Source organism: Burkholderia sp. AU16741 (genome assembly GCF_002223345.1).
GTDB lineage: Bacteria > Pseudomonadota > Gammaproteobacteria > Burkholderiales > Burkholderiaceae > Burkholderia > Burkholderia sola.
The window spans coordinates 64,272-87,128 of the sequence record NZ_NKEZ01000008.1 but is presented as its reverse complement, the minus strand read 5'-3'; the positions used below and the strand labels follow the sequence as shown (position 1 = coordinate 87,128).

At 67.6% G+C, this 22,857-nt stretch carries 20 protein-coding genes; 6 read left to right on the top strand and 14 right to left on the bottom strand.

Annotation, left to right across the window (positions count from 1 at the left end; genetic code table 11):
- Window positions 1-4: 4 nt before the first annotated feature.
- Genes CFB89_RS20845 through CFB89_RS20825 form a run of 5 tightly spaced genes read right to left on the bottom strand, consistent with a single transcriptional unit; the run spans window position 5 to window position 5,105 of the window.
- Window positions 5-370 (bottom strand): response regulator, encoded by a 366-nt coding sequence (locus tag CFB89_RS20845; RefSeq protein ID WP_089470548.1) that lies wholly within the window; start codon window positions 368-370, stop codon window positions 5-7.
- Between the two features lie 36 nt (window positions 371-406).
- Window positions 407-1,366 (bottom strand): chemotaxis protein CheX, encoded by a 960-nt coding sequence (locus CFB89_RS20840; protein WP_089469527.1) that lies wholly within the window; start codon window positions 1,364-1,366, stop codon window positions 407-409.
- A gap of 22 nt (window positions 1,367-1,388) precedes the next feature.
- A complete protein-coding gene (locus tag CFB89_RS20835; protein ID WP_089469526.1) occupies window positions 1,389-1,970 on the bottom strand; it encodes a hypothetical protein in 582 nt (193 codons plus the stop codon).
- On the bottom strand, window positions 1,967-2,695 hold the full coding sequence (locus CFB89_RS20830; protein WP_089470547.1) for a methyl-accepting chemotaxis protein: 729 nt from the start codon (window positions 2,693-2,695) through the stop codon (window positions 1,967-1,969). Before CFB89_RS20830 ends, CFB89_RS20835 begins: the two co-directional genes overlap by 4 nt.
- Before the next feature lie 22 nt (window positions 2,696-2,717).
- Complete coding sequence (locus CFB89_RS20825; RefSeq protein WP_089469525.1) at window positions 2,718-5,105, bottom strand: MCP four helix bundle domain-containing protein; 2,388 nt, start codon at window positions 5,103-5,105, stop codon at window positions 2,718-2,720.
- Between the two features lie 585 nt (window positions 5,106-5,690).
- On the opposite strand from CFB89_RS20825, the gene CFB89_RS20815 reads away from it, so the two are divergent.
- The gene (locus CFB89_RS20815; RefSeq protein WP_089469523.1) at window positions 5,691-6,374 is read left to right on the top strand and encodes an alpha/beta hydrolase; all 684 of its coding nucleotides are present in this window, start codon (window positions 5,691-5,693) and stop codon (window positions 6,372-6,374) included.
- 83 nt (window positions 6,375-6,457) lie between these two features.
- On the opposite strand, the gene CFB89_RS20810 is transcribed toward CFB89_RS20815, so the two are convergent.
- Together CFB89_RS20810 and CFB89_RS20805 are read right to left on the bottom strand one after the other, a co-directional pair.
- On the bottom strand, window positions 6,458-7,963 hold the full coding sequence (locus CFB89_RS20810) for an amino acid permease (RefSeq protein ID WP_089469522.1): 1,506 nt from the start codon (window positions 7,961-7,963) through the stop codon (window positions 6,458-6,460).
- Between the two features lie 77 nt (window positions 7,964-8,040).
- Window positions 8,041-9,447, bottom strand: a complete 1,407-nt coding sequence (locus tag CFB89_RS20805; RefSeq protein WP_089469521.1) for an aspartate ammonia-lyase — start codon at window positions 9,445-9,447, stop codon at window positions 8,041-8,043.
- A 142-nt stretch (window positions 9,448-9,589) separates the two neighbouring features.
- Here CFB89_RS20805 and CFB89_RS20800 point away from each other — a divergent pair, with 142 nt between their 5' ends.
- The gene (locus tag CFB89_RS20800; protein ID WP_089469520.1) at window positions 9,590-10,564 is read left to right on the top strand and encodes a LysR family transcriptional regulator; all 975 of its coding nucleotides are present in this window, start codon (window positions 9,590-9,592) and stop codon (window positions 10,562-10,564) included.
- A 57-nt stretch (window positions 10,565-10,621) separates the two neighbouring features.
- Here the strand turns inward: CFB89_RS20800 and CFB89_RS20795 are convergent, their stop codons facing one another.
- The 5 genes from CFB89_RS20795 to CFB89_RS20765 form a co-directional block, all read right to left on the bottom strand.
- Window positions 10,622-11,692, bottom strand: coding sequence for an asparaginase (locus CFB89_RS20795; protein WP_089469519.1), 1,071 nt, complete (start codon window positions 11,690-11,692; stop codon window positions 10,622-10,624).
- A 1,129-nt stretch (window positions 11,693-12,821) separates the two neighbouring features.
- Window positions 12,822-13,145, bottom strand: a complete 324-nt coding sequence (locus tag CFB89_RS20780; protein ID WP_089469517.1) for a hypothetical protein — start codon at window positions 13,143-13,145, stop codon at window positions 12,822-12,824.
- Between the two features lie 122 nt (window positions 13,146-13,267).
- A complete protein-coding gene (locus CFB89_RS20775) occupies window positions 13,268-14,290 on the bottom strand; it encodes a DUF2891 domain-containing protein (RefSeq protein WP_089470546.1) in 1,023 nt (340 codons plus the stop codon).
- A gap of 19 nt (window positions 14,291-14,309) precedes the next feature.
- Window positions 14,310-15,260: a DUF979 domain-containing protein gene (locus CFB89_RS20770; RefSeq protein WP_089469516.1), complete on the bottom strand. Its 951-nt coding sequence runs from the start codon at window positions 15,258-15,260 to the stop codon at window positions 14,310-14,312.
- Entirely contained in the window at window positions 15,257-15,946 is a 690-nt protein-coding gene (locus CFB89_RS20765; protein WP_089469515.1) for a DUF969 domain-containing protein, read from the bottom strand. The genes CFB89_RS20770 and CFB89_RS20765 overlap by 4 nt, the downstream gene beginning before the upstream one ends.
- A 274-nt stretch (window positions 15,947-16,220) precedes the next feature.
- Between CFB89_RS20765 and CFB89_RS20760 the strand changes: the two genes are divergently transcribed.
- On the top strand, window positions 16,221-16,445 hold the full coding sequence (locus CFB89_RS20760) for a hypothetical protein (protein WP_050013757.1): 225 nt from the start codon (window positions 16,221-16,223) through the stop codon (window positions 16,443-16,445).
- Window positions 16,446-16,499: 54 nt separating this feature from the next.
- Here CFB89_RS20760 and CFB89_RS20755 read toward each other — a convergent pair whose 3' ends face one another.
- Entirely contained in the window at window positions 16,500-16,934 is a 435-nt protein-coding gene (locus CFB89_RS20755; RefSeq protein WP_089469514.1) for a hypothetical protein, read from the bottom strand.
- A 315-nt stretch (window positions 16,935-17,249) separates the two neighbouring features.
- On the opposite strand from CFB89_RS20755, the gene CFB89_RS20750 reads away from it, so the two are divergent.
- Entirely contained in the window at window positions 17,250-18,248 is a 999-nt protein-coding gene (locus tag CFB89_RS20750) for a chemotaxis response regulator protein-glutamate methylesterase (protein ID WP_089469513.1), read from the top strand.
- Window positions 18,249-18,315: 67 nt separating this feature from the next.
- Window positions 18,316-19,371, top strand: a complete 1,056-nt coding sequence (locus CFB89_RS20745) for a diguanylate cyclase (protein WP_089469512.1) — start codon at window positions 18,316-18,318, stop codon at window positions 19,369-19,371.
- A gap of 28 nt (window positions 19,372-19,399) precedes the next feature.
- On the opposite strand, the gene CFB89_RS20740 is transcribed toward CFB89_RS20745, so the two are convergent.
- A complete protein-coding gene (locus CFB89_RS20740; protein WP_089469511.1) occupies window positions 19,400-21,649 on the bottom strand; it encodes a bifunctional diguanylate cyclase/phosphodiesterase in 2,250 nt (749 codons plus the stop codon).
- A 465-nt stretch (window positions 21,650-22,114) separates the two neighbouring features.
- Here CFB89_RS20740 and CFB89_RS20730 point away from each other — a divergent pair, with 465 nt between their 5' ends.
- A complete protein-coding gene (locus tag CFB89_RS20730; protein WP_089469509.1) occupies window positions 22,115-22,837 on the top strand; it encodes a haloacid dehalogenase type II in 723 nt (240 codons plus the stop codon).
- Window positions 22,838-22,857: the final 20 nt, after the last annotated feature.

Below are 22,857 nucleotides of genomic sequence, written 5' to 3'. Positions count from 1 at the left end.
TGCGTCAGCCCGCGAGCTTCTTCAGCGCGTCGAGCACCGCGTCGCCCTTGAACGGCTTCACGATCCAGCCCTTCACGCCGGCGGCCTTGCCGCGCTCCTTCATCGCCGGGCTGCTTTCGGTCGTCAGCATCACGACGTTGACGGCCGTGTTCGCCAGTTCGCCGCGAATCTTCTCGACCATCGTCAGGCCGTCCATGTTCGGCATGTTCACGTCGCTGATCACGAGGCGCACGCCGGGCGTCGCCTTGAGCTTCGCGAGCCCGTCCTTGCCGTCGACTGCCGTCGCGACGTCGAGCCCGTGATTGCGCAGGAAGCCCGCGACTTCGTCGCGCACCGTGCCCGAATCGTCCACCACCAGAACCTTTGCCATGTCGTATTCCCCTTTCGTCGTTGCCGACTTCAACATTCAAAACAGTTCGAGTTCGCCCGCTTCGACCATCGGCCCGACGTCCTGCACCGATTCGCGGAAATCCTCCGGCGACCAGCTCAGGCTGAACACGAAACGCTGGTCGAGACGGACCGAGCGCCCCGAGGCCGGGTCGGTCATCCGGTACTTGAAGCAGAGCTGCGGACAGTCGCCGCCAAACGAGATGAACTTCTGCTTGTGATTGACGACGAGCGGCACCTGCACCGGATGGCGCGCCAGCGCCTCCGCATCGCCGAGATAGCGGTTCTTGAACGCGCCCCACACGAGGTTGGTCAGCTCGCCCAGCACGCTGTTCACGTCGCGGAAATCCGGTGCGCGGCCGTCGTCACGCGTGCCGCCGAGCATGTCGAGCAGCGGCTGCTCGCTCGTCTGCAACAGCATGTAGCCGCGGCACCATGCGCTTTCGAGCGCGATCAGGCTGAACACCTCGCCGAAGATGATCTGGTCGCGGACGATGCACGGCGTGTCGTGCTCGATCGTCATGCCCGGGAACAGGCTGTCGAGGCGCGCCTCGGTGATCTCCGAGATGCCGCGCACGAGCGCGTTCGGGTAGTCGCGGCCGAACAGGTATTCGTCGATCGCGCGCTCGAGCGGCGTCATGTCGTCGGCGACGTAGGCCGCGCACGCGACACGGGCGAGCGCATCGGGCAGCCCGTCGCGCGACGCGAGCGATTCGCGCCGCAGGATGATCGGCAGCTCGGGCCGCAGCGCGTCGATCTGCGTCGCGACGATCGCGCTCTCGGCCGGCGAGCCGCCGTAATCCTCGGCGAGCAGGATCGCGCCGAGATCGATGTTCGAGCGCAGCACCTTCAGCAGCCGGCTGCGCCGCACGGTCAGGCCGACCAGGTGGTGCGCGTCGCAGAAACGCTTGATCGCGTCGGCGTGCACGCGGCTGTCGTCGAGTACGAGCACCTTGCTGACGGGTCGGTCTTCGGTCATCTGATGGATTCCTGATGGTCGGTCAGAACAGTTCGAGCTCGCCGCCGGTGTCCAGCGTGGCCGTCTCCGCCACGTGGAAGTCGACCGGCGCGTTCGCGCACACGCACAGCGTCGCGCCGATCCGCACGCCGCCGTCGAGCGTCAGGTCGTACGCGGCCACGTAATCGGGCGAGAGCGCGTGCATGAAGTCGATGCTCGCGCCGCTCAGCAGGTAAGGCGTCGACATCCCGAGATCGGGAAACGGCGCGGTCAGCGCCTGGTTGATCGCGCCGCAACACAGGTTTGCGACTTCCATGAACGCGTCGGTCAGCGGCCGCTGGCTGTTCGTGCCCGCCGTCGCGCCGGCGAAATGGCGGCGCGTCGCATCGTCGTCGCTGAAGCGCAGCGCGAGCAGCAGGCGGAAGTGCAGCGCGGAGATCGTCAGCGCGACCCCATGCTCGGCCACCTTCGGCTTCGATCGCGACTGCGCGTGCACACGGTCCGGCGCGTCGTGTTCGTGATCGGCGGCCGGCTGGATGTCGCACGCGCCGCCGGCGGCGAGCCGCGTGCGCGCGGCATCGAAAAAGATCCGCTCGAAACCGGCCCTCGCCTGCGCGCCGATCACGCGGCCTCTCCTTCGATCCGTGCATGCAGTTGCCCGGCCAGCGTCTCGACGGTCGCGAGCGCGGCCGTGATCATCTTGCCGCCGGCCTGGATGTCCTGGAACGTCGCGGCCGTCACGAGATCGTTGCGGTTCAGGCTGTCGCGATAGCTGTTCGACAGTTCCTGCGAGCGCGCAGCCAGCCCGCGCACTTCGCTCGCGACGATCGAGAAGCCGCGCCCGGCCGTGCCTGCACGCGCGGCCTCGATCGACGCGTTCAGCGACACGATCGACACGTGCGCGACGATCGCCGACAGTTCCTGGTTCTTCGCGCGCATGTCCTGGTTCTGCGTGGTCAGCGAGATCATCTGCTCGTGCCAGCGCTCGAACGTGCCGGCGAGCCCGCGCAGGCGCACAGCTTCGTCGGCGATCTTCATCGCCTGCTGCGCGAGCGCCGCGCGGTCGGCCGACAGCGCCTGCACCGCGTCGCGCTGCGCGCCGTTCGCGGATGCCTCGTTCGTCAATGCCTCCTCGAGCTGCGCCTCGCGTTGCGCCCATGCGTCGGCCGCCCGCGCATGCGCCGACGCCGCCTCTTCCGCCCGCGCATCGGCCGCGCGGAGCGCATCGCGCAACGCGTGCGCGTCGCGCGCCATCGACGCGACGAGCCGTCGGCGCATCACGCGAAACACGATCGCCGCCGCCACCGCGACGACCACGCCGCCCGCGAGCGCGGCGGCCATCTGGATCATCCACGCCTGCACGATCACGCCGTCACTCCGCCGCGCCGATAGCCGCGCTGCGCGCGCGCGGCGCGTGCCCCGCGCCGTGCGCGGCACCGTCTGCCGCGAAGCGCGCCGGCAGCGACACGATCGTCTCGAACGCGCGATACGGCGCACCGACGCGGTCGTCGGTGAAGCGCAGCGCGATATCGCCGCCGTCGCGCTTCAGGAAATTGCGCACCGCGTCCATGCCGACGCCGCGCCCCGATACTTCGGTCACCGCCTGCGCGGTCGAGAAGCCCGGCCGGAAGATCAGCTCGGCGACGTCCTCGTCGGACAGCGCCGCCTCGCTCGCGGCATCGATCCAGCCGCGCTCGCGCGCGATGCCGCGAATCCGGTCGAGCGCGAGGCCGCGGCCGTCGTCGCCGAGCACGAACCACAGTTCGCCGCCGCCCACGCCGACCGCGATGTCGATCGTGCCGGACGCCGGCTTGCCGGCCGCGCGCCGCGCGTCGGACGATTCGATCCCGTGGTCGATCGCATTGCGCAGCAGGTGCATGAACACGTTCCTCAGCGTCGCGACGATCTCGCTGCGCACGCGCTGGCCGTGGCTGTCGATGTGCACGACGGGCGCCGGCTTGCCGAGCTCGGCCGCGAGCGACGGCAGCGACTCGATCACGCCGCCGAGCGCGTCGCCGATCCCTTGCGTGCCGAGCTGGCTCAGCATGCGGCGCACCGCATCGCGCGCCACGTGCCAGTCGGACGCGTTCGCGGGATCGGCGCCATCGAGCACGCGCAGGCTCTCGCTGATGTGCGCGCGCTCGACCATCAGGAAATCGGCGCCATTCTGCGCCGGCTCGCCGCTGCGGCCGAGCGTGACCGCATTGATCGTCGCGTAGTGGTCGACGGCTTCGCGTACACGCGCCAGGTCATCCATCAGCGCATCGCGGTTCCACTCGGGGCCGCTGTCCGCGCGGCGCAGCGATTCGTACGCCTGCTCCGCTTCGTGGACGATGTTCGTCAGATGCTGAAGGCTGTACGTGCGCGCATTGCCCTTGATCGTGTGCATGTTGCGGAACAGCGCCGCGACGATCGAGTGATCGGCGCGCTCGTGCTGGCGGATCATCCGCTCGTTCTCGCTGAGGAAGCCCTTCGCGCTGTGCACGAAGTCGTGGAACTTGTCCTGGCTGATCGACAGAATCTCGCCGATCATCTCGAGGCGCCGCTGCTGTTCGCCGGCCTGCGCGGTCAGCTCGCGGATCTCGGTCACGTCGCGCACGCACAGCATCAGGCGCACCACCGTGTCGGTCTCGTCGGTGATCGCCGACCAGCTCAGGTCCAGCCACTTCTCGCGGCCATCCGGCATCCGCTTCGCGACTTCGTTGACGAGCAGGTGTTCGTTGAAGCCGAAGTTCATGCTGTCCTCGCCGAGGCACGCATGCACGGCCGCATCGACCTGCGAGCGCGCGTCGGCGCCGATCGACGAATCGTCGAACACGAGCGCCATCAGGTCGCGGCCGGCGATGTCGTTCGTCTCGAAGATGGTTTCGAGGTACGCCGAATATTCCGCATGCACGACGCCGCCTTCGACGACGGTCAGGATGCCCTGCTGCATGTTCTGCAGCATCGCCTGGATGTCGGCCGTCTTCTGCTTCAGTTGCGCGGCGTTCTCCTGGATCTTCTCGATCATCCCGTTGAACGCCACGATCGAATGGCCGATTTCGTCCATCCGTCCCACCGGCACGCGGCGCGTGAAATCCTGGCTCGTCGCGATCTCGCTCATCGCCGTCTGCATCCCGATCAGCGGGCGCGTGATCTGGCGATACAGCACGAAGCCGAGCGCGGTCAGCAGCACGATCACCGTGCCGGCGACGCCCGCGATCGCGGTGGCCGTGGTCGCCAGCATCCCGTTCAGCGCGCCGATCGCGTCGTCCTTCTGGCGGTTCTTCTCGACGCGCAGCGTGTCGACGATGCTTTCGAGTTCGTCGCGATACTGCGCGACGTTCGCGAACAGGTAGGCCTGCGCCATCTCGGCCTTGCCGTCCGTCTTCATCTTCACGGTGTCGGCGATCGCCGCGAAATAGTTCGCAGCGCTGTCTTTCGCCTGCGCGACGAGGCCTTCCTGCGCGCGGCCGACCGCCGATTTCGCCTGCGCGTCGAGCGCGGCGCGCAGCGCGGCCTGCTTCGCCTTCAGCTCGTCGCGCGCCTGCGCGGCGGTGTTCGCGTCGGGCGCGTAGACGAGCGTCATCGTCGCGATCTGGATGTTCTTCACGTCGGCGACGAGATCCGCCGACGCGAGCGCGCTCGGCACGATTCCCTGGGTGACCTGACGCACCTCGGACGCGCTCTTGCGCGTCTGGTACACGGCGTAGACGCCGATCGCGGACAGCGCGAAGAACGTCAGGACGACTAGCAGCGTAATGCGATGACGGATGGTCATGAACACGGCTCCCCGCGGCGATCGGGTTTCGATCGCCCTTTGGTCTATTGAAAGAATGTGAGCGCCGAATTATCGGGGATGGTGTATGACTGTCCGATGACCGAAAATCAATCGTTCATTGAGGAAATTGAAATGAATAATTGCACGCGGAAAAGTCTAAAGTTTTTCGCGGATTGGCCGTTAACTTCCCGCCACCCTGCTCCAGGCGGCCGAGGCCCTAGACGAATCGCCGGAATAGTGGAAATTCATTGTTTTATTCATGCTCCGCAGCATTCGTTTTATTGAATGCCGGAAAAACGGCCGCGCATTATCGACGAGCGGGTTTGTTTTGGTATTTTTTATAATCTTGCAATATTGCCCGGCTGGTTCGCTGATGTCGAACCAGCATGATCGACCGTTCAGCCTTCGCTCGGGACTGCCGGGCCGTCGGTCCCTGCCTGGGCCGCTTGATGCCGCGACCGGCGCTCGAAACGATCGAAGCCCCGATTCATTCCCGACAGGAAACAATCAATCCCGCCCCGGCGATTCCCCTCCCGATCCGCCCGCTCTAGACTGTCGCATCGTTCCCCCTTCCGGACCCATGCGATGACCGACGTCCTGCCGCTGACCACCGAACCCGAATCCGGCCTTCAATATCTGCTACGTCCGGCCACCGGCCGCCCGGCCGCCCGCCTGTTGCTGCTGCATGGCGTCGGCGGTAACGAGACCAACCTGCTGACCGTGGCCGACACGATCGATCCGCGCATCGAAATTGCATTCCTGCGCGGCCCGCTCACGTTCGGGCCCAATCAGCATGCGTGGTTTCCGGTGCGGTTCGGCCCGAACGGCCCTGAAATCGATGCGGCGCGCGCGGACGAGAGCCGCGTGCAGCTAATCACGCTGCTACATGCGCTCCGCGCGCGGGATGGCTCGGCGCCCGCATTGCCGACCGTGATCGCCGGCTTCAGCCAGGGCGGCATCATGAGTGCGAGCGTCGGCCTCACGTCGCCGGGCGACGTCGGCGCGTTCGCCGTGCTGTGCGGGCGCATCCTGCCGGAAATCGATCCGCTGGTCGCGCCGCGCGACGCGCTTCGCCCGCTTCATGCGCTGATCGTGCATGGCCGCTTCGACGACAAGCTGCCCGTCGCTTGGGCGAGCAAGGCCGATGCGACACTCGCGGCGCTCGGCGTTGCGCACGACACGCGGCTGTATGCGGCCGGCCACGAACTGACCGCGGAGATGGCCGGCGATTTCGGCCGATGGGTCGGCGAGCGCGCCGGGTTGAACTGAAGTTGCATTGAACGGAATCGAACGCACCGGAGCGCCGGCCCGCGAACGGACCGGCGCCCCGGGCGCATGACGTCAAGCGTTCGTCACGCGTTCCGCGCGGGATCCGCGACGGCACGCATGGATGCCGGCATCGCCGCCGCCCGCTCGCGCTCGGCGCCGCGTTTCGCCAGCTTCCAGCCGATCACCAGCGCGAGCACGACGACCGGAATCATCGCGACGGTCCACGTGCCGCCCGGGTAGTCGAACGCCATCAGCACCAGCACGCCGACGAGGAAGGCGAGCGTGAGCCACGACGTGAACGGTGCGCCGGGCATCCGGAACGACACGGCCTTCATCTCGCCGCGATCGACCGCGCGACGGAACAGGATCTGGCACATCACGATGAAGCCCCACGTCGTGATGATCCCGAGCGACGCCATGTTCAGCACGATCTCGAACGCCTGCGCCGGCACGATGTAGTTCAGCGGCACGCCGATCGCGTTGATCGCGACCGTGATCAGGATCCCGCCGTACGGCACGCCGCGCGCGTTCATCCGCGACACGAAACGCGGCGCCGAGCCGCCCATCGCGAGCGAGCGCAGCACGCGGCCCGTCGAATAGAGCCCGGAATTCAGGCTCGACAGCGCGGCCGTCAGCACCACGACGTTCATCACCGTGCCGACGTACGGCACGCCGAGCTTGCTGAAGAACGTGACGAACGGGCTTTCGTGCGAGCTGTACGCGGTCCACGGCAGCAGCAGCGTCAACAGCACGACCGAACCGACGTAGAACAGCGCGATACGCCACATCACGCTGTTGATCGCCTTCGGCAGCACCTTGCGCGCGTCGGCCGTCTCGCCCGCCGCGACGCCGACGAGTTCGATGCTCGCATACGCGAACACGACGCCCTGCACGATCAGCACGGCCGGCAGAATCCCGTGCGGGAAGATCCCGCCGTGATCCGCGACGAGATGCAGCCCCGTCATCTGCCCCGCCACCGGATGGCCGCTCGCGAGAAACACGGCGCCGACCGCGAGAAACACCGCGAGCGTGCCGACCTTGACGAGCGAGAACCAGAACTCCATCTCGCCGAACACCTTCACGCCGATCATGTTCATCACCGACACGATCCCGAGCGCGCCCAGCGCGAACACCCATTGCGGCACGTCGGTGAACACGGCCCAGTACTTCATGTAGATCGCGACCGCGGTGATGTCGACGATGCCGGTCGTCGCCCAGTTCAGGTAGTACATCCAGCCCGCGACGAACGACGCGCGTTCGCCCATGAACTCCCGTGCGTACGACACGAAGCTGCCGCTGGTCGGCCGGTGCATCACGAGCTCGCCGAGCGCGCGCATGATCAGGAACGCGAACACGCCGCACACGAGATACACGAGCGCGAGCGCGGGCCCCGCGCTTTGCAGGCGGCCGCCCGCGCCGAGAAAGAGGCCGGTGCCGATCGCACCGCCCATCGCGATCATCTGCACGTGCCGCGGCTTCAACTGCTTCGCATAGCCGGCTTCGTGCGACGCGAACATCGCATCGGGATCGGCATGCGCGGCATCCGCGCCGCCGGCCGGACCGGCCGGGCGCTCGCTGGGGTGTTTCATCGTGAGTCTCCGTTGTTTGTAGATGTATCGCGCCCCGCTCCGTGGGCGCTTTCGGTACGACCGCGCACCGGCTCGCGTCAGAACGCGCGCGGCCGGATCAGCGCTTCGGGGTGCAGCGCTTCGTCGAGTTGCGCCTCGGTCATCAGTTCGCGCGCCAGCACGACCTCGCGGATCGACTTGCCGGTCGCATGCGCCTCGGCGGCCACGGCGGTCGCGCGCTTGTAGCCGATGTACGGATTCAGCGCGGTCGCGAGCGCCACCGAGCGCTCCATCGTTTCGCGCAGCCGCTCGGGATTCGCGGTGATGCCGCTCACGCATCGCTGCGCGAGCGTCGTGCACGCGGCCGTCAGGTGGCTGAAGCTGCGGAACAGCGCGCTCGCGATCACCGGTTCGAACGCGTTGAGCTGAAGCTGGCCGGCCTCGGCCGCGAAGGTGATGGTCACGTCGTTGCCGAACACCTCGAACGCCACCTGGTTGACGACTTCCGGGATCACCGGGTTCACCTTGCCGGGCATGATCGGCGAGCCGGCCTGCACGGGCGGCAGGTTGATTTCGCCGAAGCCCGCGCGCGGGCCGCTCGACAGCAGCCGCAAGTCGTTGCAGATCTTCGACAGCTTGACGGCGATCCGCTTGAGCACGCCCGACACCTGGACGAACGCGCCGCAATCCTGCGTCGCCTCGATCAGGTTCGGCGCGGTGCTCAGGTCGAGGCCGGTGATGCGGCGCAGCGCGGCCAGCGCCTTCTCCGCGTACTGCGGATGCGCGGTGATGCCCGTGCCGATCGCGGTCGCGCCGAGGTTGACCTCGCGAATCAGCCAGCCGGCTTCCTGCAGCCGCGCGATGTCTTCCGTCAGCATCACCGCGTAGGTCGAGAATTCCTGGCCGAGCGTCATCGGCACCGCGTCCTGCAACTGCGTGCGGCCGAGCTTGAGCAAGCCGGCGAACGCGTCGGCCCGCTCCGCGAAGGCATCGCGCAGCCGCGCCATCGCTTCGAGCAGATGTTCGACCGCGAAGCACGTCGCGATCCGGATCGCGGTCGGATAGACGTCGTTGGTGCTCTGCGCGAGATTGACGTGCTCGTTCGGATGCAGGTATTCGTACTGCCCGCGTGCGTGCCCCATGATTTCGAGCGCACGGTTGCAGATCACCTCGTTCGCGTTCATGTTGGTCGACGTGCCGGCGCCGCCCTGGATCACGTCGACGACGAACTGGTCGTGCAGCCGCCCTTCGCGGATCTCGACGCATGCGGCGGCGATCGCGTCACGGTACGGCCGCGGCAGCAGCCCGAGTTCGCAATTGGCGTCGGCCGCCGCTTCCTTCACCGACGCGAGCGCCATCACGAGGTACGGCAGCGATGCGATGGTGCGGCCCGAAATGTCGAAATTCTCTTTCGCGCGCAGCGTGTGGACGCCGTAATAGGCGGTATCCGGAATACTTCGTTTGCCTAAAAGATCCGCTTCGACGCGGAAGCCGTTTTCTGCCATCGTGCCCTCCTGAAATGTCTCGTGCCGCTCGCCGGCCGCCGCTTGCCGACGCGACGGGTTCGCATTCTATGCCTTTGCAAAAACAAGCTCCCTTCTGTATTATCGAAAGCGGTTTTGCGTGGGACGCAATAGCGAGAATCGAATGAAAAAAGGCGCGAGAGAACCCGGCATCGATCATCTGGGCGCGATGCGCGCGTTCGTGCGGGTGGTCGAAACGGGAAGTTTTTCGGCGGTCGCGAAGGAGATGCACGTGTCGACGTCGACGGTCGCACGCAAGGTGACCGCGATCGAGGAGGTGCTCGGCGTCGCGCTGCTGCACCGCTCCACGCACAGCGTGACGCTCACCGAAGCCGGCCACATCTATCTGGAGCGTGCGGTCACGCTGATCGCCGATCTCGACGACACGCTGCGCGTCGTCGCCGAGCTGAATGCGCAGCCGAGCGGCCCGTTGAAGCTGACCGCGCCGGTCGCGTTCGGCCGCCGCCATCTCGCGCCGCTGATCGCGCCGTTTCTCGCGCGCTATCCGACGATCCAGCTCGACGTGCGGCTCACCGACAACCACAACGACCTCGTGGCCGGCGGCTTCGACCTCGATATCCACGAGGGCGAGAACTACCTGGACAACCTGGTCGTCCACCGGCTGTCGCGCAACGACAGCATCCTGTGCGCGACGCCCGGCTACCTCGACCGCTGCGGGCGCCCGGCGACGCCGGACGACCTGAAACACCACAACTGCCTGCGCTACGTGCACCCGGAAGGCGATCCGCGCTGGGAACTCGTGCGCGGCGACGCGCGGCACAGCGTGCTGCCGGCCGGCAATCTCGTCACCGACCATTCGGAGCTGCTGCTGGAGGCGACCTGCGCGGGGCTCGGCATCGCGGAATTCGAGATCTGGCTGGTGCGCGATCTGCTCGCGAGCGGCCAGCTCGAAGCCGTGCTGCCGCGCTACCGGCTGCAGAACCGGCTGACCGGCGAATTCATCTACATCGCGTATCTGGCGAACCGGCGCAGCTCGGCGAAGCTGCGTGTGCTGAAGGATTTTCTCGCGGAACACCTCGCGCAGATCGGCGAGCTGTCGGATCGGGAACTGGCGAAGATTCGCGACGCCCGCGCGTAGCGTGCGCCGATGCGCGGCCCGGACCGCGGGCCGGCGGCATCGGCGCGGCGACCGCGTTCAGGCTGCCTGCAATTCGAACGGGAACGTCGCGTGCCCGAACTCGACGCCCTGCGTGTTGAGCATCGGCGGCCGGTGGAAGCCGGCCAGTTGCCCGCGCTGCGCGGCCGTGCCGATCCGCAGCCGCTCGAGGATTTCGCTGACGACCATATAGAGCACGTCGAGATTGCCGTCCTCGATCTTCACCGAGATGCCGAGCGCGCCGTCCGCACCGAGTTGCCGCGTGCGTTCCGACGCGCGCACGCCGATGCCATAGCACGCATCCGCGCCGAGCTTGCCGACCACCTGCCCGCCGAACGCATTCATCAGCACCGTGCAATAGCGCCCTTCGCCTGCGACCAGTTCCGGATGGGCGGTCATCGCACGGTGAATGCGCGCCAGTGCGCGAATGCGGTCCGTGAGCGCGCCGCCCGTTTCCACCGCTTCCACCGCGTCCGCGCCGTCGGCCAGCGACGCGTACAGGCGCGCCAGGCGATCCAGCGAGAACGCCGGCGTCGGCAGGTTGCAGCCGTCGATGCCCCATTCGACCTCGTCGTCGCGCAGGCCGCATGCGTCGGCCATCACCCGCTTCACGCGCACCTGCATCGGATGGTCGGGCAGATGGTAATCGGCGATCGCGGCGCCGATCGCCCGCGCGCCGGCCAGCATCCCGACATGCTTGCCCGAACAGTTGCTGCATACGCCGGTCGGCGTGTAGTCGCGCTTGATCCACGCCCGGTACACCGCGTCGGACAACGGCGGATGGCCGCCGCAGCGCAGATCGGATTCGTGCGCGGCGACCTTCGCGAGCATCGCGCGCGTGCCTTCGATGTGACGATCCTCGCTGCTGTGCGATGCGCACATCAGCGCGATGTCCGCGTCGTCGAAGCCGAAGCGCTCCGGCGCGCCCGTCTCGATCACCGACAGCGCCTGGGCCGGCTTGGCCGCCGACCGCGCGAGCGTCATCCGGAACGGATCGCCGAACCGGGCCAGCAGCCGGCCGCGTGCATCGACGACCGCCACATGGGCGATGTGCGTGTTCTCGATCGCATTCCCGCGGTACGTGACGACCGCTGCGCGTGGGGTGTCCATCCTCTTCTGTCTCCTTGCTCGCGGGCCTGATGCCGGGGCCCGTCCAACCGGTACGGCAGTGTAGCGAGTCGTCGCCGCCGCGCGTCGGCCGTCGTCATGGAAAGCGGTGTTGCATGCGACGCAAAGGCGGTCGCCTTCCACGAAAGATTGACTGAATTAGTACAAAGACGCTCCGATCGGTCAGCTATTTACCGCTCAGCGGCGCGCTGCAGCGGGAACTGCCGGCAAGCTCGCGCCTGTGCCGGGGCCGGAGGGGGATCGAGGTACGCGCGTCGCGTCAGGCGTCACGGAAACGCCAGCAGCCGTGGACGCTATCGATATTCGTCGATCTCGATCACTGCCCCGACTGATTCAATCAGCTGGCCGCCACCGCTACCGCCACCCTCGCCTACCGTGCGGTCAATCTCGACCGCTACGCGACCGATTTCTATGGCGGATTTGAGCGCGTCAAGCGGCGTGCCCTGAAGCACGTCCAGAGAACCTGGGGCGCGAGTCAACGTCGCGCGTTTTCCTGAACCTAAATCGAGAGTTACCGAGGCATCCCTGGTGCTCCGCTTTTTAGATCAATCTGCATTGCAAAACGGGATAACACAATAGAGCTATTGACTGCCCTCCCCGGTACCCGATGGTTTCGTGGTATTTACCTGCGGCAATCCGTTGTGCATCTGGACCACCTGCATACCGATCAATGGATGGCTCGCCGCCCGCGAAGCAGCGGCAATCGGCAAGCGCGTGCGCCCAAGGTGCTTGCCGCTTCCTCGAGGGCCAGTACCATTCCCCGGCACCTGGCATACATTAGGCGGCAGGCCTTTTTATTCATCGTCTCTGTTGGCAATCTTGCTCGAAGAACACCAGCAAACTCATTGCCATGAGATCATGGGGAAAATTTAAACAATTGTTGAATATCGGAAATTTAAAAAGCAATATATTTATAACTTATCCGACTGATTTTCAAAAAATCAACTTAATCATCCCGTCCCGAGCTCAGTCGGCATGACGCTCACGCGCTGATGGGCTTCATGACCGAGGACTGCGTGTTCGACGACACCGGCGGCGCCGACACCCCCGGCACGCGCTTCGTCGGCCGCAGGACTGATGCGGCCTCAAGCACGCATGCATGCGCGCACGTTCACGCGAGGGGGTACCGCAGCCAGAAGGTTTCGCGGCACGCGTTGTCGAACGTCAACCGCGACGGGTTGATCGGCTGCGCATCGGGATGGCGCAGCACGTCGTAGTCAATCCAGCATTCGGCGCACAGCAGGTCGGAAGGCGCACGGTCCTGCTCGACCGAGCGGCGCACGATCGCGCCGGTGTCGAACCGGTATTCGGTTTCCTCGCGGGTGACCTCGACGTCCTCGTCGGTCCAGCGATCGTGCGATGTCGCGTGCGACACGATCGACACGGAGCCGGCGAGCCCGTGGATCGCGGCGACGTAGGAAATAAGCTTGTCCATGGCATGGCGGCGAACTGGCGGATGGCGCGTTTCGCGCCACGCATGCAGCGCGAAGCGGTCCGAGCGGCGAGTATAGCCGCGCGTCGATGACCTTGCCGCCGGCAGGGTTTCGCCCTCGCGCGCTACGCGTCCAGCGCGAGCAACGCGAACGTCGCGAGCCAGTGCTCGCCCATGTAGTCGCCGGCCACGTGCGCGAGCGCGCTCGCGAGATGCCGGTCGGCCGCCTCGAGCAGCTTCGCGCGCCGCGCATCGCCTTCCGGCAGCGCGCCGGCCAGCGAACGCTGGCACCACGCGCGGCTCAGGTTCAGCCCGTCCAGATGCGCGATCTTGCCGTCGCTGCGGTCGCTGACCGTCGCCGGCTCGAACAGCGTCGCCGGCTGGCCGCGCGCGAGGTCGGGCAGGAAGCGCGCGAACCAGCCGTCGAATTCGGCGGCCGGCAGCACGCGCCGCATCAGTTCGGCTTCCATCAGCGCGGGCGACAGGAATTCGTCGCCCGACGGCTCCCACGCCTGGCAGGCGACGTCGTTCAGGTGCCAGCGCTTCGCGGTATCGACGATCAGCGCGGCGAGCCCGTCGCGCTGCGTATCGCGCGCGAAATCGAGCGTGAGCGCCAGCGCGAACGCGGTGTTGAAGTGGGTGCCGACGCGCAGCGGATAGGTCGCCTTCGGCAGGAAAGTCTCGAAGCGCGACACGAACAGGTCGGCCAGCGGCGCCATCGTCTTCGCCCAGCGCGCGGCCTGCGGCAGCACGCCCTTCAGCGCGAGCCGCTCGAGCTGCGCGACGAGCGCGAGCAGCCATGCCCAGCCGTACGGCCGCTCGAAGCCGGCGTTGTGCGGCAGCGCGAGATACGCGCGCTCGCCGGCGACGTTCGCGTCGGTGAAGTGCGCGTCGACGATCGCGACGATGCGCTCGGCCTCCGGCAATGCCGGATAGCGTTCGAGCACGCGCAGCACGAGCCAGTAGCCGTGCACGCACGAGTGCCAGTCGTAGCTGCCGTAGAAGATCGGGTGCAGCGCGCGCGGCCCCTGCACGTCGTGCGGACCTTCGAGCGCATGCGCGAGCTTGTTCGGATATTCGCGGGTCAGGTGCGCGAGCGCGAGCGACGCGAATTTCGACGCGAGTTCGGGGGTAAGTCGGTCGGTCATGAGGATCTCGTCCATCGAATCAGAAGCGGAATACGAACGCGTACATCAGCAGCGTGTTCACGGCCAGCAGCAGCACGGCGGTCGGCCACTGCGCCTTGATCACGCCGTTCTTGTCCTTCAGTTCGAGCAGCGCCGCGGGCACGATGTTGAAGTTCGCGGCCATCGGCGTCATCAGCGTACCGCAGAAGCCGCTCAGCATCCCGATCGCGCCCATGATCGCCGGATTGCCGTGGAACTGGTGGACGATCAGCGGCAGGCCGATGCCGGCCGTCATCACCGGGAACGCGGCGAAGCCGTTGCCCATGATCATCGTGAACAGCGCCATGCCGACCGTATAGGCCGCGACCACCGCGAACGGCGAATCGATCGGCACCCACTCCTTCACGAGCCCCGACACCACGCCGCCGACGCCCGCGACCGCGAACAGCGCGCCCAGCGCCGCGAGCATCTGCGGCAGGATCGCGGCCCAGCCGACCGCGTCCATCGTGTGGCGTGCTTCCTTCAGCGCATGCACGGGCGAATCGCGCAGCATCGCGAGGGCGACGACGAACGCGACGATCGTGCCGAGCACGAGCGAGATGAGCGTCACGCTCTTCGGCTCGACGAACGGCACGAGTTTCAGCGCGAACGTGCCGATCAGCGTGACGAGCGGAATCAGCAGCGCGGGCAGGAACAACCGGTTGCCGAAGCGCTGCGCGAGCGTCTCGCGCCGCACGGCCGCCGCTTGACCTGCCTCGTCGGACCGGCCGCGGCCGAGCTTGCCCGAACCGGCGATCAGCGCGAGCGCGATCGCCAGGCAGCCCGTCACGAAATGCGGCAGCAGCGCACCGAACAGGAAGGTGGCCGCGTAGACGGCCCAGAACGCGAAATTGACGGCGCGACGCGGGTTCGTGCGATCCGTCAGGTTGAAGTACGCGAACGCGGCGAACATCAGCCCCGCGAGCGTGTACAGCGGTTCGAGGCCGATCATCGCGCGCCCTCCTGCTTCACCAGGCCGAAGCCGCGCGCGAGCCGGCGGTCGAGCAGCGCGAGGCGCGTGCAGTGAATCAGCAGCGCGGCGATCGCGGTCGGGATCGCCCACACCGACAGGTGCAGCGGCTCGATGGCGATGCCGTTCTGTTCGAGAAAACCCTTGATCAGCAGGATCGACTGGATCGCGATGAAGATGTCCTCGCCGAAGAACACGGCGACGTTGTCGGCGCCCGACGCATGCGCGCGGATCTGCTGGCGCACCGCCTCGGGCAGCTCGCCGTGCCGCCCGACCGCCGCGGCCTCGGCCATCGGCGCGATCAGCGGCCGCACCATCTGCGCGTGGCCGCCGAGCGACGTGAGGCCGAGTGCGGCGCTCGCCTGGCGCAGCACGAAGTACAGCATCAGCACGCGGCCCGTGGTGGCCGCGTGCACGCGCGCGATCATCCGCTTCGCCTGCTCCTTGAGCCCGTTGCGCTCGAGCAGCGCGATCACCGGCAGCGTGAGCCAGATCAGCCCCATGTAGCGGTTCTCGGTGAACGCCTTGCCGAACGCGCTGACGATGTCGACGAGATTCAGCCCGCCCGCCAGCCCGGTCGCGAGCCCGGCGATCGTGACCACCAGCAGCGCATTGAAGCGCAGCGCGAAGCCGATCACGACGATCGGCACCCCAATCAGCACCAGCATTTCCCCTCCTTGTGTCTGGACGCGCGGCACGTCGGCCGTGCGCTGCCGGCCTGGTTTGCCTCGGGCTCGGACGGCGAAATCTAACACGAGACTTTATCGATAAAAAGTCGACAATTTGGCGGTTCGGGTAAACGTTGAAGCCGCGGACACCGTGCACGCGGCACGTGTCGACCGCGTTTCATCGGACGAATCGGGCGGGCCGGGCGGCGCGCGTGGCGCGGCCGCGGGACGCCGACTACACTGGAAAGCATCGGCAACGTAAGGGAGAGCCGCCATGATTGACGTATTCCAGACCATCGGCAGCCGCGCGTTCTCCGCGCATCTGGCGAAGGACGGGATGGTGACGCTGATGGAGCAACGCCATGAAGTCGACCGCGTGACGCTCGCGACGGCCTATGCCGCGCTCGTCGAGGAAGCCGAGCAGGAAGACGACCTGCGCGACGCGACGGTCGAGGGGATGATGCGCGCGCTGATCCAGGGCTACGCGCGCAGCCATTGACGGCGCGGCGGCGGCGCGTCCGCCGCGCGGCCTCCAATGCCACGGCGCGGCCCGCTACGCGGCCGGCGTGCCCGCGCCCACGCCCACGCCGAACCACCGGCCCTCGCGCAGTTGCCGGTAGTCGGCCTGCGTGAAGATCCTCGGCAAATTCGCCACCGCGCCGTTGCTGGCGCGGTCGAGCGCCGTCATGAACGCTTCGACCTCGTCGCGGCCGGCAAACAGGATCGTGCTGAAATAACGCTCGCGCTCCGCGTCGGAGAGGTTCGTCGCGCTCAACTGGTACGGATGGTGAAGCGCCGCGAACAGGAAGTAATAGCGTTCGGCGTCGTCGCGCAGCACGCGCACCACCTCGAGGTCGACCGGAAAATCGCGGTAGAACGACGCGTGTCCGCTCTCGATGTAGATCCGGTACAGCAAACGGCCGTCCTGCTCGATCACGATCGGCGCGTACGGGTCGCGGCTGACGAGGACGGTATCGGGCGCGGTCATCCGGTTCTCTCCTGTCCTTTTTGTCGATGCCGGCACGGTAACATGCGGGCTTTTGCGGCCGGTCCGGACAGGATCGACTGGCCCGCTTGCACGCAATGCGGCATCGCCATAGAGGAAACGCACTGAAACGGCACAATGCGCAAATTTTTCGATTGCCGCCGCCCGCGCCGCATGACAGCATTCGGGCGTCGCCAACCGAAAAGAATGCCGCGCCGCCCGGCCGCCGATGCCGTCCGGCCGCGCCGCACAGGCTGTACCTTCCATGAACCCGGCCCACCTCCAACAACACGACGAACCGACCGGAGAATTCCGCTTGTGAACATCGGCATCGTCAACGACCTCCCGCTTGCCGTCGAGGCGATGCGCCGCGCGATCGCGCGCCGGCCCGAGCACCGCGTGCTGTGGGTCGCGACCGACGGCGCGCAAGCCGTCGAACTGTGCGCCGCGCAGCCGCCCGACATCGTGCTGATGGATCTGATCATGCCGAAGTTCGACGGGATCGAAGCGACGCGGCGGATCATGCGCTCCGAACGACCGTGCGCGATCCTGATCGTGACGAGCTGCATCGGCGCGAACGCGTGGCGCGTGTTCGAGGCGATGGGCGCCGGTGCGCTCGACGCGGTCGATACGCCACGGCTCGGCGACGGCGCGGCCGGCGACACGACGAAACTGCTGCTCGCGAAAATCGACCAGATCGGCCGCCTGCTCGACGCGCCGGCCGGCGCACGCGTCGCGGGCGCGGCTGCGCGCGGCGGCCCGCTGGTCGCGATCGGCGCATCGGCCGGCGGCCCCGGCGCGCTCGCGTCGATCCTCGGCAGCCTGCCGGCCGATTTCAACGCGCCGATCGTGATCGTGCAGCACGTCGATCGCGCATTCGCCGAAGGCATGGCGCAATGGCTCGACGGTCAGACCCGGCTCGCCGTACGTGTCGCGCACGAAGGCGACCGCCCGCAGCCGGGCGTCGCGCTGCTCGCCGCGACCGACGATCACCTGCGCATCACGCGCGACGGCACGCTCGAATACACGCGGGAACCGGCCGCCACGCCGTACCGTCCGTCGGTCGACGTGTTCTTCAACAGCCTGACCGAGCACTGGCCCGGCCGCGTGATCGGCGTCCTGCTCACGGGGATGGGGCGCGACGGCGCGATCGGCCTGAAGGCGCTGCGAATGAAGGGCTACCATACGATCGCGCAGGACGAGGCGACCAGCGCCGTATACGGGATGCCGAAGGCGGCCGCCACGCTCGGCGCGGCGCGCGCGATCCTGCCGCTCGGACGCATCGCGGGCGAACTGGCGGCGCTCGCGCGAATCTGAGCCCGACGATGACCGCGCGCGACGCCCATGCCTGCCCCTGCAACGACCGCAACAACCCGCATCGACCATGACGATTGACCTGACTCGCCCGCCGGGCGGCCCGACCGCGTCGCCCGCCGACGCGCCGGCCATGGTGCTGCTGGTCGACGACCAGACGATCGTCGCGGAAGCCGTTCGGCGCGCGCTGGTCGACGAGGAAGGCATCGATTTCCACTACTGCCCGCGCTCCGACGACGCGATGGCCGCCGCGATCGAGACGCGCCCGACCGTGATCCTGCAGGATCTCGTGATGCCGGGCACCGACGGGCTGAGCCTCGTGCGCGCGTACCGCGCGAATCCGGCGACGCGCGACGTACCGATCATCGTGCTGTCGACGCAGGAAGAACCGGTGATCAAGAGCGCCGCGTTCGCGTCCGGCGCGAACGATTACCTGGTCAAGCTGCCCGATCGCATCGAGCTCGTCGCGCGCATCCGCTACCACTCGCGCTCGTACATGAGCCTGCTGCAGCGCGACGAAGCCTATCGCGCGCTGCGGCAGTCGCAACAGCAACTGCTCGAGGCCAATCTCGAGCTGCGGCGCCTCACGCATTCCGACGGCCTGACCGGGCTGTCGAACCGCCGCTATCTCGACGAATACCTGGCCGCCGAGTGGCGGCGCGGCACGCGCGAGCGCAGCGAACTCTCGCTGCTGATGATCGACGTCGACAACTTCAAGCTGTACAACGACACGTACGGACACGTATCGGGCGACAGCGTGCTCAAGCAAATCGCATCGACGATCGAGCGCTGCCTCGGGCAGTCGGGCGATCTCGCTGCCCGCTTCGGCGGCGAGGAATTCGCGGTCGTGATGCCGGCCACGTCGCCGGGCGCCGCGCGGCTGCTCGGCGAGAAGATCCGGCTCGCGGTCGAGGCGCTGCGCGTGCGGCACGCGCATTCGTCGACGGGCAACCAGATCGTGACGATCAGCATCGGCGGCGCGAGCATCGTGCCCACACCCGGCCTGCCGACGACCGTGCTGATCGAGGCGGCCGACCGCGCGCTCTATCGCGCGAAGCACGCAGGCAAGAACCGGGTCGAGATCGATCCGCCGCCGCCGGGCGCAGGCGGGTTCGGCGCGCGCTAGCGCGCTACGTCCGGCGAGCGCGCCGCGCTCATGCGGCGCCGAGCCGGCGCGCGTAGTCGTGCGCGTCCAGCGGGCGGCTGAACAGGTAGCCCTGCTGCATGTCGCAGCCGATCTGCTGCAGGAACCGCGACTGCGCCTGCGTCTCGACGCCTTCGGCCGTGACCTTCATCCCGAGCGAATGCGCCATCGCGACGACCGCCTGCGTGATCGCGACCGAGTCGTGATGATCGGGCACGCCCGACACGAACGAACGGTCGACCTTCAGGTTGTGCAGCGGAAAGCGCTTCAGGTACGCGAGCGACGAATAGCCGGTGCCGAAATCGTCGACCGAGATCCGCACGTTCATGTCCGTGAGCGCTTCGAGCATCGGCAGCACGGTGTCCGTATCGTTCATCAGCACGCCTTCGGTGATCTCCAGTTCCAGCGCGGACGGGTCGAGCCGCGTTTGCGCGAGACAACGGGCGACCGATTCGACGAGCCCTTCGTGAAACTGCCGCGGCGACAGGTTGACGGCCAGCATCAGGTCCGGCGCGATCGTGCGGCGCCACTCGGCCGCCTGCCGGCACGCGGTTTCGAGTACCCATTGGCCGATCGCGACGATCAGCCCCGTGTCTTCCGCGACCGGAATGAATTCCGCCGGCGACATCGGCCCGAGCTCGGGGCTCGTCCAGCGCAGCAGCGCTTCGGCGCCGACCGTGCGGCCGGTGCGCGCGTCGACGACGGGTTGATACGCGAGTCGCAGCATGTCCGACGCGAGCGCGCGCCGCAGCGACTGCTCGATCGCGAAACGGCGCTGCAGCCGCAGGTTGAGCTGCGCGGTGAAGAACGTGAAGTGATTGCGGCCGTGCTGCTTCGCGTCGTACATCGCCGAATCGGCGTTGCGCATCAGCGTCACGGCGTCGTCGCCGTCGCGCGGCGCGACGCTGATGCCGATCGATACGCCGAGCCAGTATTCGTTGTTCGCGATCGCGAACGGCTTCGCGATCGCGTCGATGACCTCGCGCGCAAGCGCCGCGAGACGCTCCGGATCGTCGCAGTCGTCGACGAGGATCACGAACTCGTCGCCGCCGACGCGCGTGAGCGCGTAGCGGCCGTCCGCGCAGCCCGCGAGCCGCGCCGCGACGCTGCGCAGCAGCGCGTCGCCCGCGTCGTGGCCGGCCGTGTCGTTGACCTTCTTGAAGCCGACCAGATCGATGAACAGGATCGCGACGCGCGCGGGCCCGGCCGCCGCATCGCGCACGCCGAACAGTTCGCGCATGCGCTCGCCGAGCCAGCGGCGGTTGTAGAGGCCCGTCAGCGCGTCGCGGGTCGCCAGATACCGCAACTGCTGCTGCGCTTCGCGCACCGGGCCGATGTCGTTGAACGACACGAGCACCGAATCGGCCTGCATCTCGCCCGGCCTCACGATCGGCACCGCGTTGCCGCGCACCCAGATGATGTCGCCGTCCGCGAGACCGAAGCCGACCGTGTAGTCGAGCATCGGCGTGGCCGTCTCGAGCGCGCGCCGGCTCGGCCAGTCGTGCGGGTCGATCGGCGTGCCGTCCTCGTGCAGCTTGCGCATGATCACCGTGGACAGCCGGCGGCCGACGAGCTCGCCCTTCACGCGTATCATCCGGTTCGCGCTCGGATTGCTCGCGATCACGACGCCTTCGCGCGACACGACGAGGATGCCCTCGCTCAGGCTGTTGACGACGAGCCGGTGATGTTCCTCGCTACGGGCGAGCTGCCGCGCGATCCGGTCCTGGTGCACCGCGAGGCCGACGCTGTTGCCGATATCGCGCAACAGCGCGGTTTCCTCGTCGCTTGGGCGGCACGGCCAATGATGATAGACGGCGAACGCGCCGAGCACGACGCCCGCCTCGTCGAGGAACGGCACCGACCAGCACGCGCGCAAGCCCAGCGGCAACGCGATGGCCCGATAGTCGGCCCACAGCGGATCGGTTTCGATGTCCTCGACGGTGACCATCCGGCGCTCGTACATCGCGGTGCCGCACGAGCCGGCCGCAGGGCCGATCGTCGCGCCGTCGATCGCCGCGCTGTACTGCGCGGGCAGCGAGGGCGCCGCGCCGACGCGCACGTGCACGCCGTCCGTATCGAGCAGCAGGATCGTGCACGACGCGCCGTCGCCGAGCAAACCCTCGGCACGCCGGCAAACCTCGACCAACAGTTCCGGCAGCGGCGTGTTGCGTGTGATCAGCCTCAGTACGCTCTGCTCGGATGCGAGCACTTCCGCGGCGAGCCCGAGGCTGTAGCGAGAACTTTGCGGTTCGGTATTCAAGTGAATCCTGCCGTCTGTCCGACCGGGCTGATGCGCCCGGTTCGTTTTCGATATTTCGTGCCCTGTTCCGCTCCGGGTTTACGCCGATCCCCGGGTGCGCCCCGTTTGCGCGCCGAGCCAAGGCGCGCCGAAATATATTTAACACCAATCTATGACGATCGGCGTGCCTGCTTGCATCAGGGGTTTACGCTCGGTTGCCGCGCGGCTTGCAGGCGGCGGCCGGTGCGCCGGCAGGTTACTGCAGCGCACGAAAAGCGAACGCGCGGCAGCCGGGGCTGTCGGGCGGGCTGCCGCGCGCCCTGGCCCCGCTCGCTGCCGCCGGCGCGACCGGCGCGCGAGCGATGCACGTCGCGGCCTGCCCGGCCGCGTTTGCGTATCCGTGATTCAATGTCGATCGAACCGGCGCCGCGCCATCCGGCGGCACGGCGATGTGAACCCTCATCGAACGACCTTCACTGGATCACCATGACGAACCCTGCCGAAATCAAGGCGCTCGTTTTCGATGTCTTCGGAACGATCGTCGACTGGAGAAGCGGTGTCGCACGCGCCGCGGCCGCCTTCCTGGACCGCCACGCGCCGACGCTCGACCCGCTCGCGTTCGCCGACGCGTGGCGCGCCGAATATTCGCCGTCGATGGAAGAAATCCGCAGCGGGCGACGCCGCTACGTGCGACTCGACGTACTGCATCGCGAGAACCTCGTCCGCACGCTCGACCGTTTCGGGATCGTCGACGTGCCCGAAGCCGACATCGACACGCTCAATCTTGCGTGGCACCGGCTCGATCCGTGGCCCGATGCGGTCGCCGGGCTGCGCCGGCTGAAGCAGCGCTACATCATCGCGCCGCTGTCGAACGGCAATATCCGGCTGATGGTCGACGTCGCGAAGCACGGCGGGCTGCCGTGGGACGCGATTCTCGGCGCCGAGGTTGCGCGTGCGTACAAGCCGTCGCCGGCCGTCTATACCGAAGCGGTCGAGATTCTCGGCCTCGCGCCGGCCGAGCTGTGCCTGGTGGCCGCGCACAACGGCGATCTGGCGGCCGCGCGCCGGCTCGGGCTGTCGACCGCGTTCGTGCTGCGGCCGACCGAGCATGGGCCCGGCCAGACGACCGACCTGCAAGCCGACGAGGCGTGGGATTTCGACGTCAGGGATCTGAACGAATTGGCGGATCGGCTGGGTTGCCCCGGCTGAACGCCGGCGGCGCGGCTTGC

Excerpts from the sequence above, each read along its gene's own strand:
- CFB89_RS20805 (WP_089469521.1), bottom strand. The coding sequence starts at position 9,447 with ATGGCAGAAAACGGCTTCCGCGTCGAAGCGGATCTTTTAGGCAAACGA.
- CFB89_RS20810 (WP_089469522.1), bottom strand. The coding sequence starts at position 7,963 with ATGAAACACCCCAGCGAGCGCCCGGCCGGTCCGGCCGGCGGCGCGGAT.
- CFB89_RS20845 (WP_089470548.1), bottom strand. The coding sequence starts at position 370 with ATGGCAAAGGTTCTGGTGGTGGACGATTCGGGCACGGTGCGCGACGAA.
- CFB89_RS20770 (WP_089469516.1), bottom strand. The coding sequence starts at position 15,260 with ATGATCGGCCTCGAACCGCTGTACACGCTCGCGGGGCTGATGTTCGCC.
- CFB89_RS20765 (WP_089469515.1), bottom strand. The coding sequence starts at position 15,946 with ATGCTGGTGCTGATTGGGGTGCCGATCGTCGTGATCGGCTTCGCGCTG.
- CFB89_RS20840 (WP_089469527.1), bottom strand. The coding sequence starts at position 1,366 with ATGACCGAAGACCGACCCGTCAGCAAGGTGCTCGTACTCGACGACAGC.
- CFB89_RS20745 (WP_089469512.1), top strand. The coding sequence starts at position 18,316 with ATGACGATTGACCTGACTCGCCCGCCGGGCGGCCCGACCGCGTCGCCC.
- CFB89_RS20815 (WP_089469523.1), top strand. The coding sequence starts at position 5,691 with ATGACCGACGTCCTGCCGCTGACCACCGAACCCGAATCCGGCCTTCAA.
- CFB89_RS20830 (WP_089470547.1), bottom strand. The coding sequence starts at position 2,695 with ATGATCCAGATGGCCGCCGCGCTCGCGGGCGGCGTGGTCGTCGCGGTG.
- CFB89_RS20780 (WP_089469517.1), bottom strand. The coding sequence starts at position 13,145 with ATGGACAAGCTTATTTCCTACGTCGCCGCGATCCACGGGCTCGCCGGC.
- CFB89_RS20825 (WP_089469525.1), bottom strand. The coding sequence starts at position 5,105 with ATGACCATCCGTCATCGCATTACGCTGCTAGTCGTCCTGACGTTCTTC.
- CFB89_RS20775 (WP_089470546.1), bottom strand. The coding sequence starts at position 14,290 with ATGACCGACCGACTTACCCCCGAACTCGCGTCGAAATTCGCGTCGCTC.
- CFB89_RS20755 (WP_089469514.1), bottom strand. The coding sequence starts at position 16,934 with ATGACCGCGCCCGATACCGTCCTCGTCAGCCGCGACCCGTACGCGCCG.
- CFB89_RS20730 (WP_089469509.1), top strand. The coding sequence starts at position 22,115 with ATGACGAACCCTGCCGAAATCAAGGCGCTCGTTTTCGATGTCTTCGGA.
- CFB89_RS20795 (WP_089469519.1), bottom strand. The coding sequence starts at position 11,692 with ATGGACACCCCACGCGCAGCGGTCGTCACGTACCGCGGGAATGCGATC.
- CFB89_RS20800 (WP_089469520.1), top strand. The coding sequence starts at position 9,590 with ATGAAAAAAGGCGCGAGAGAACCCGGCATCGATCATCTGGGCGCGATG.
- CFB89_RS20760 (WP_050013757.1), top strand. The coding sequence starts at position 16,221 with ATGATTGACGTATTCCAGACCATCGGCAGCCGCGCGTTCTCCGCGCAT.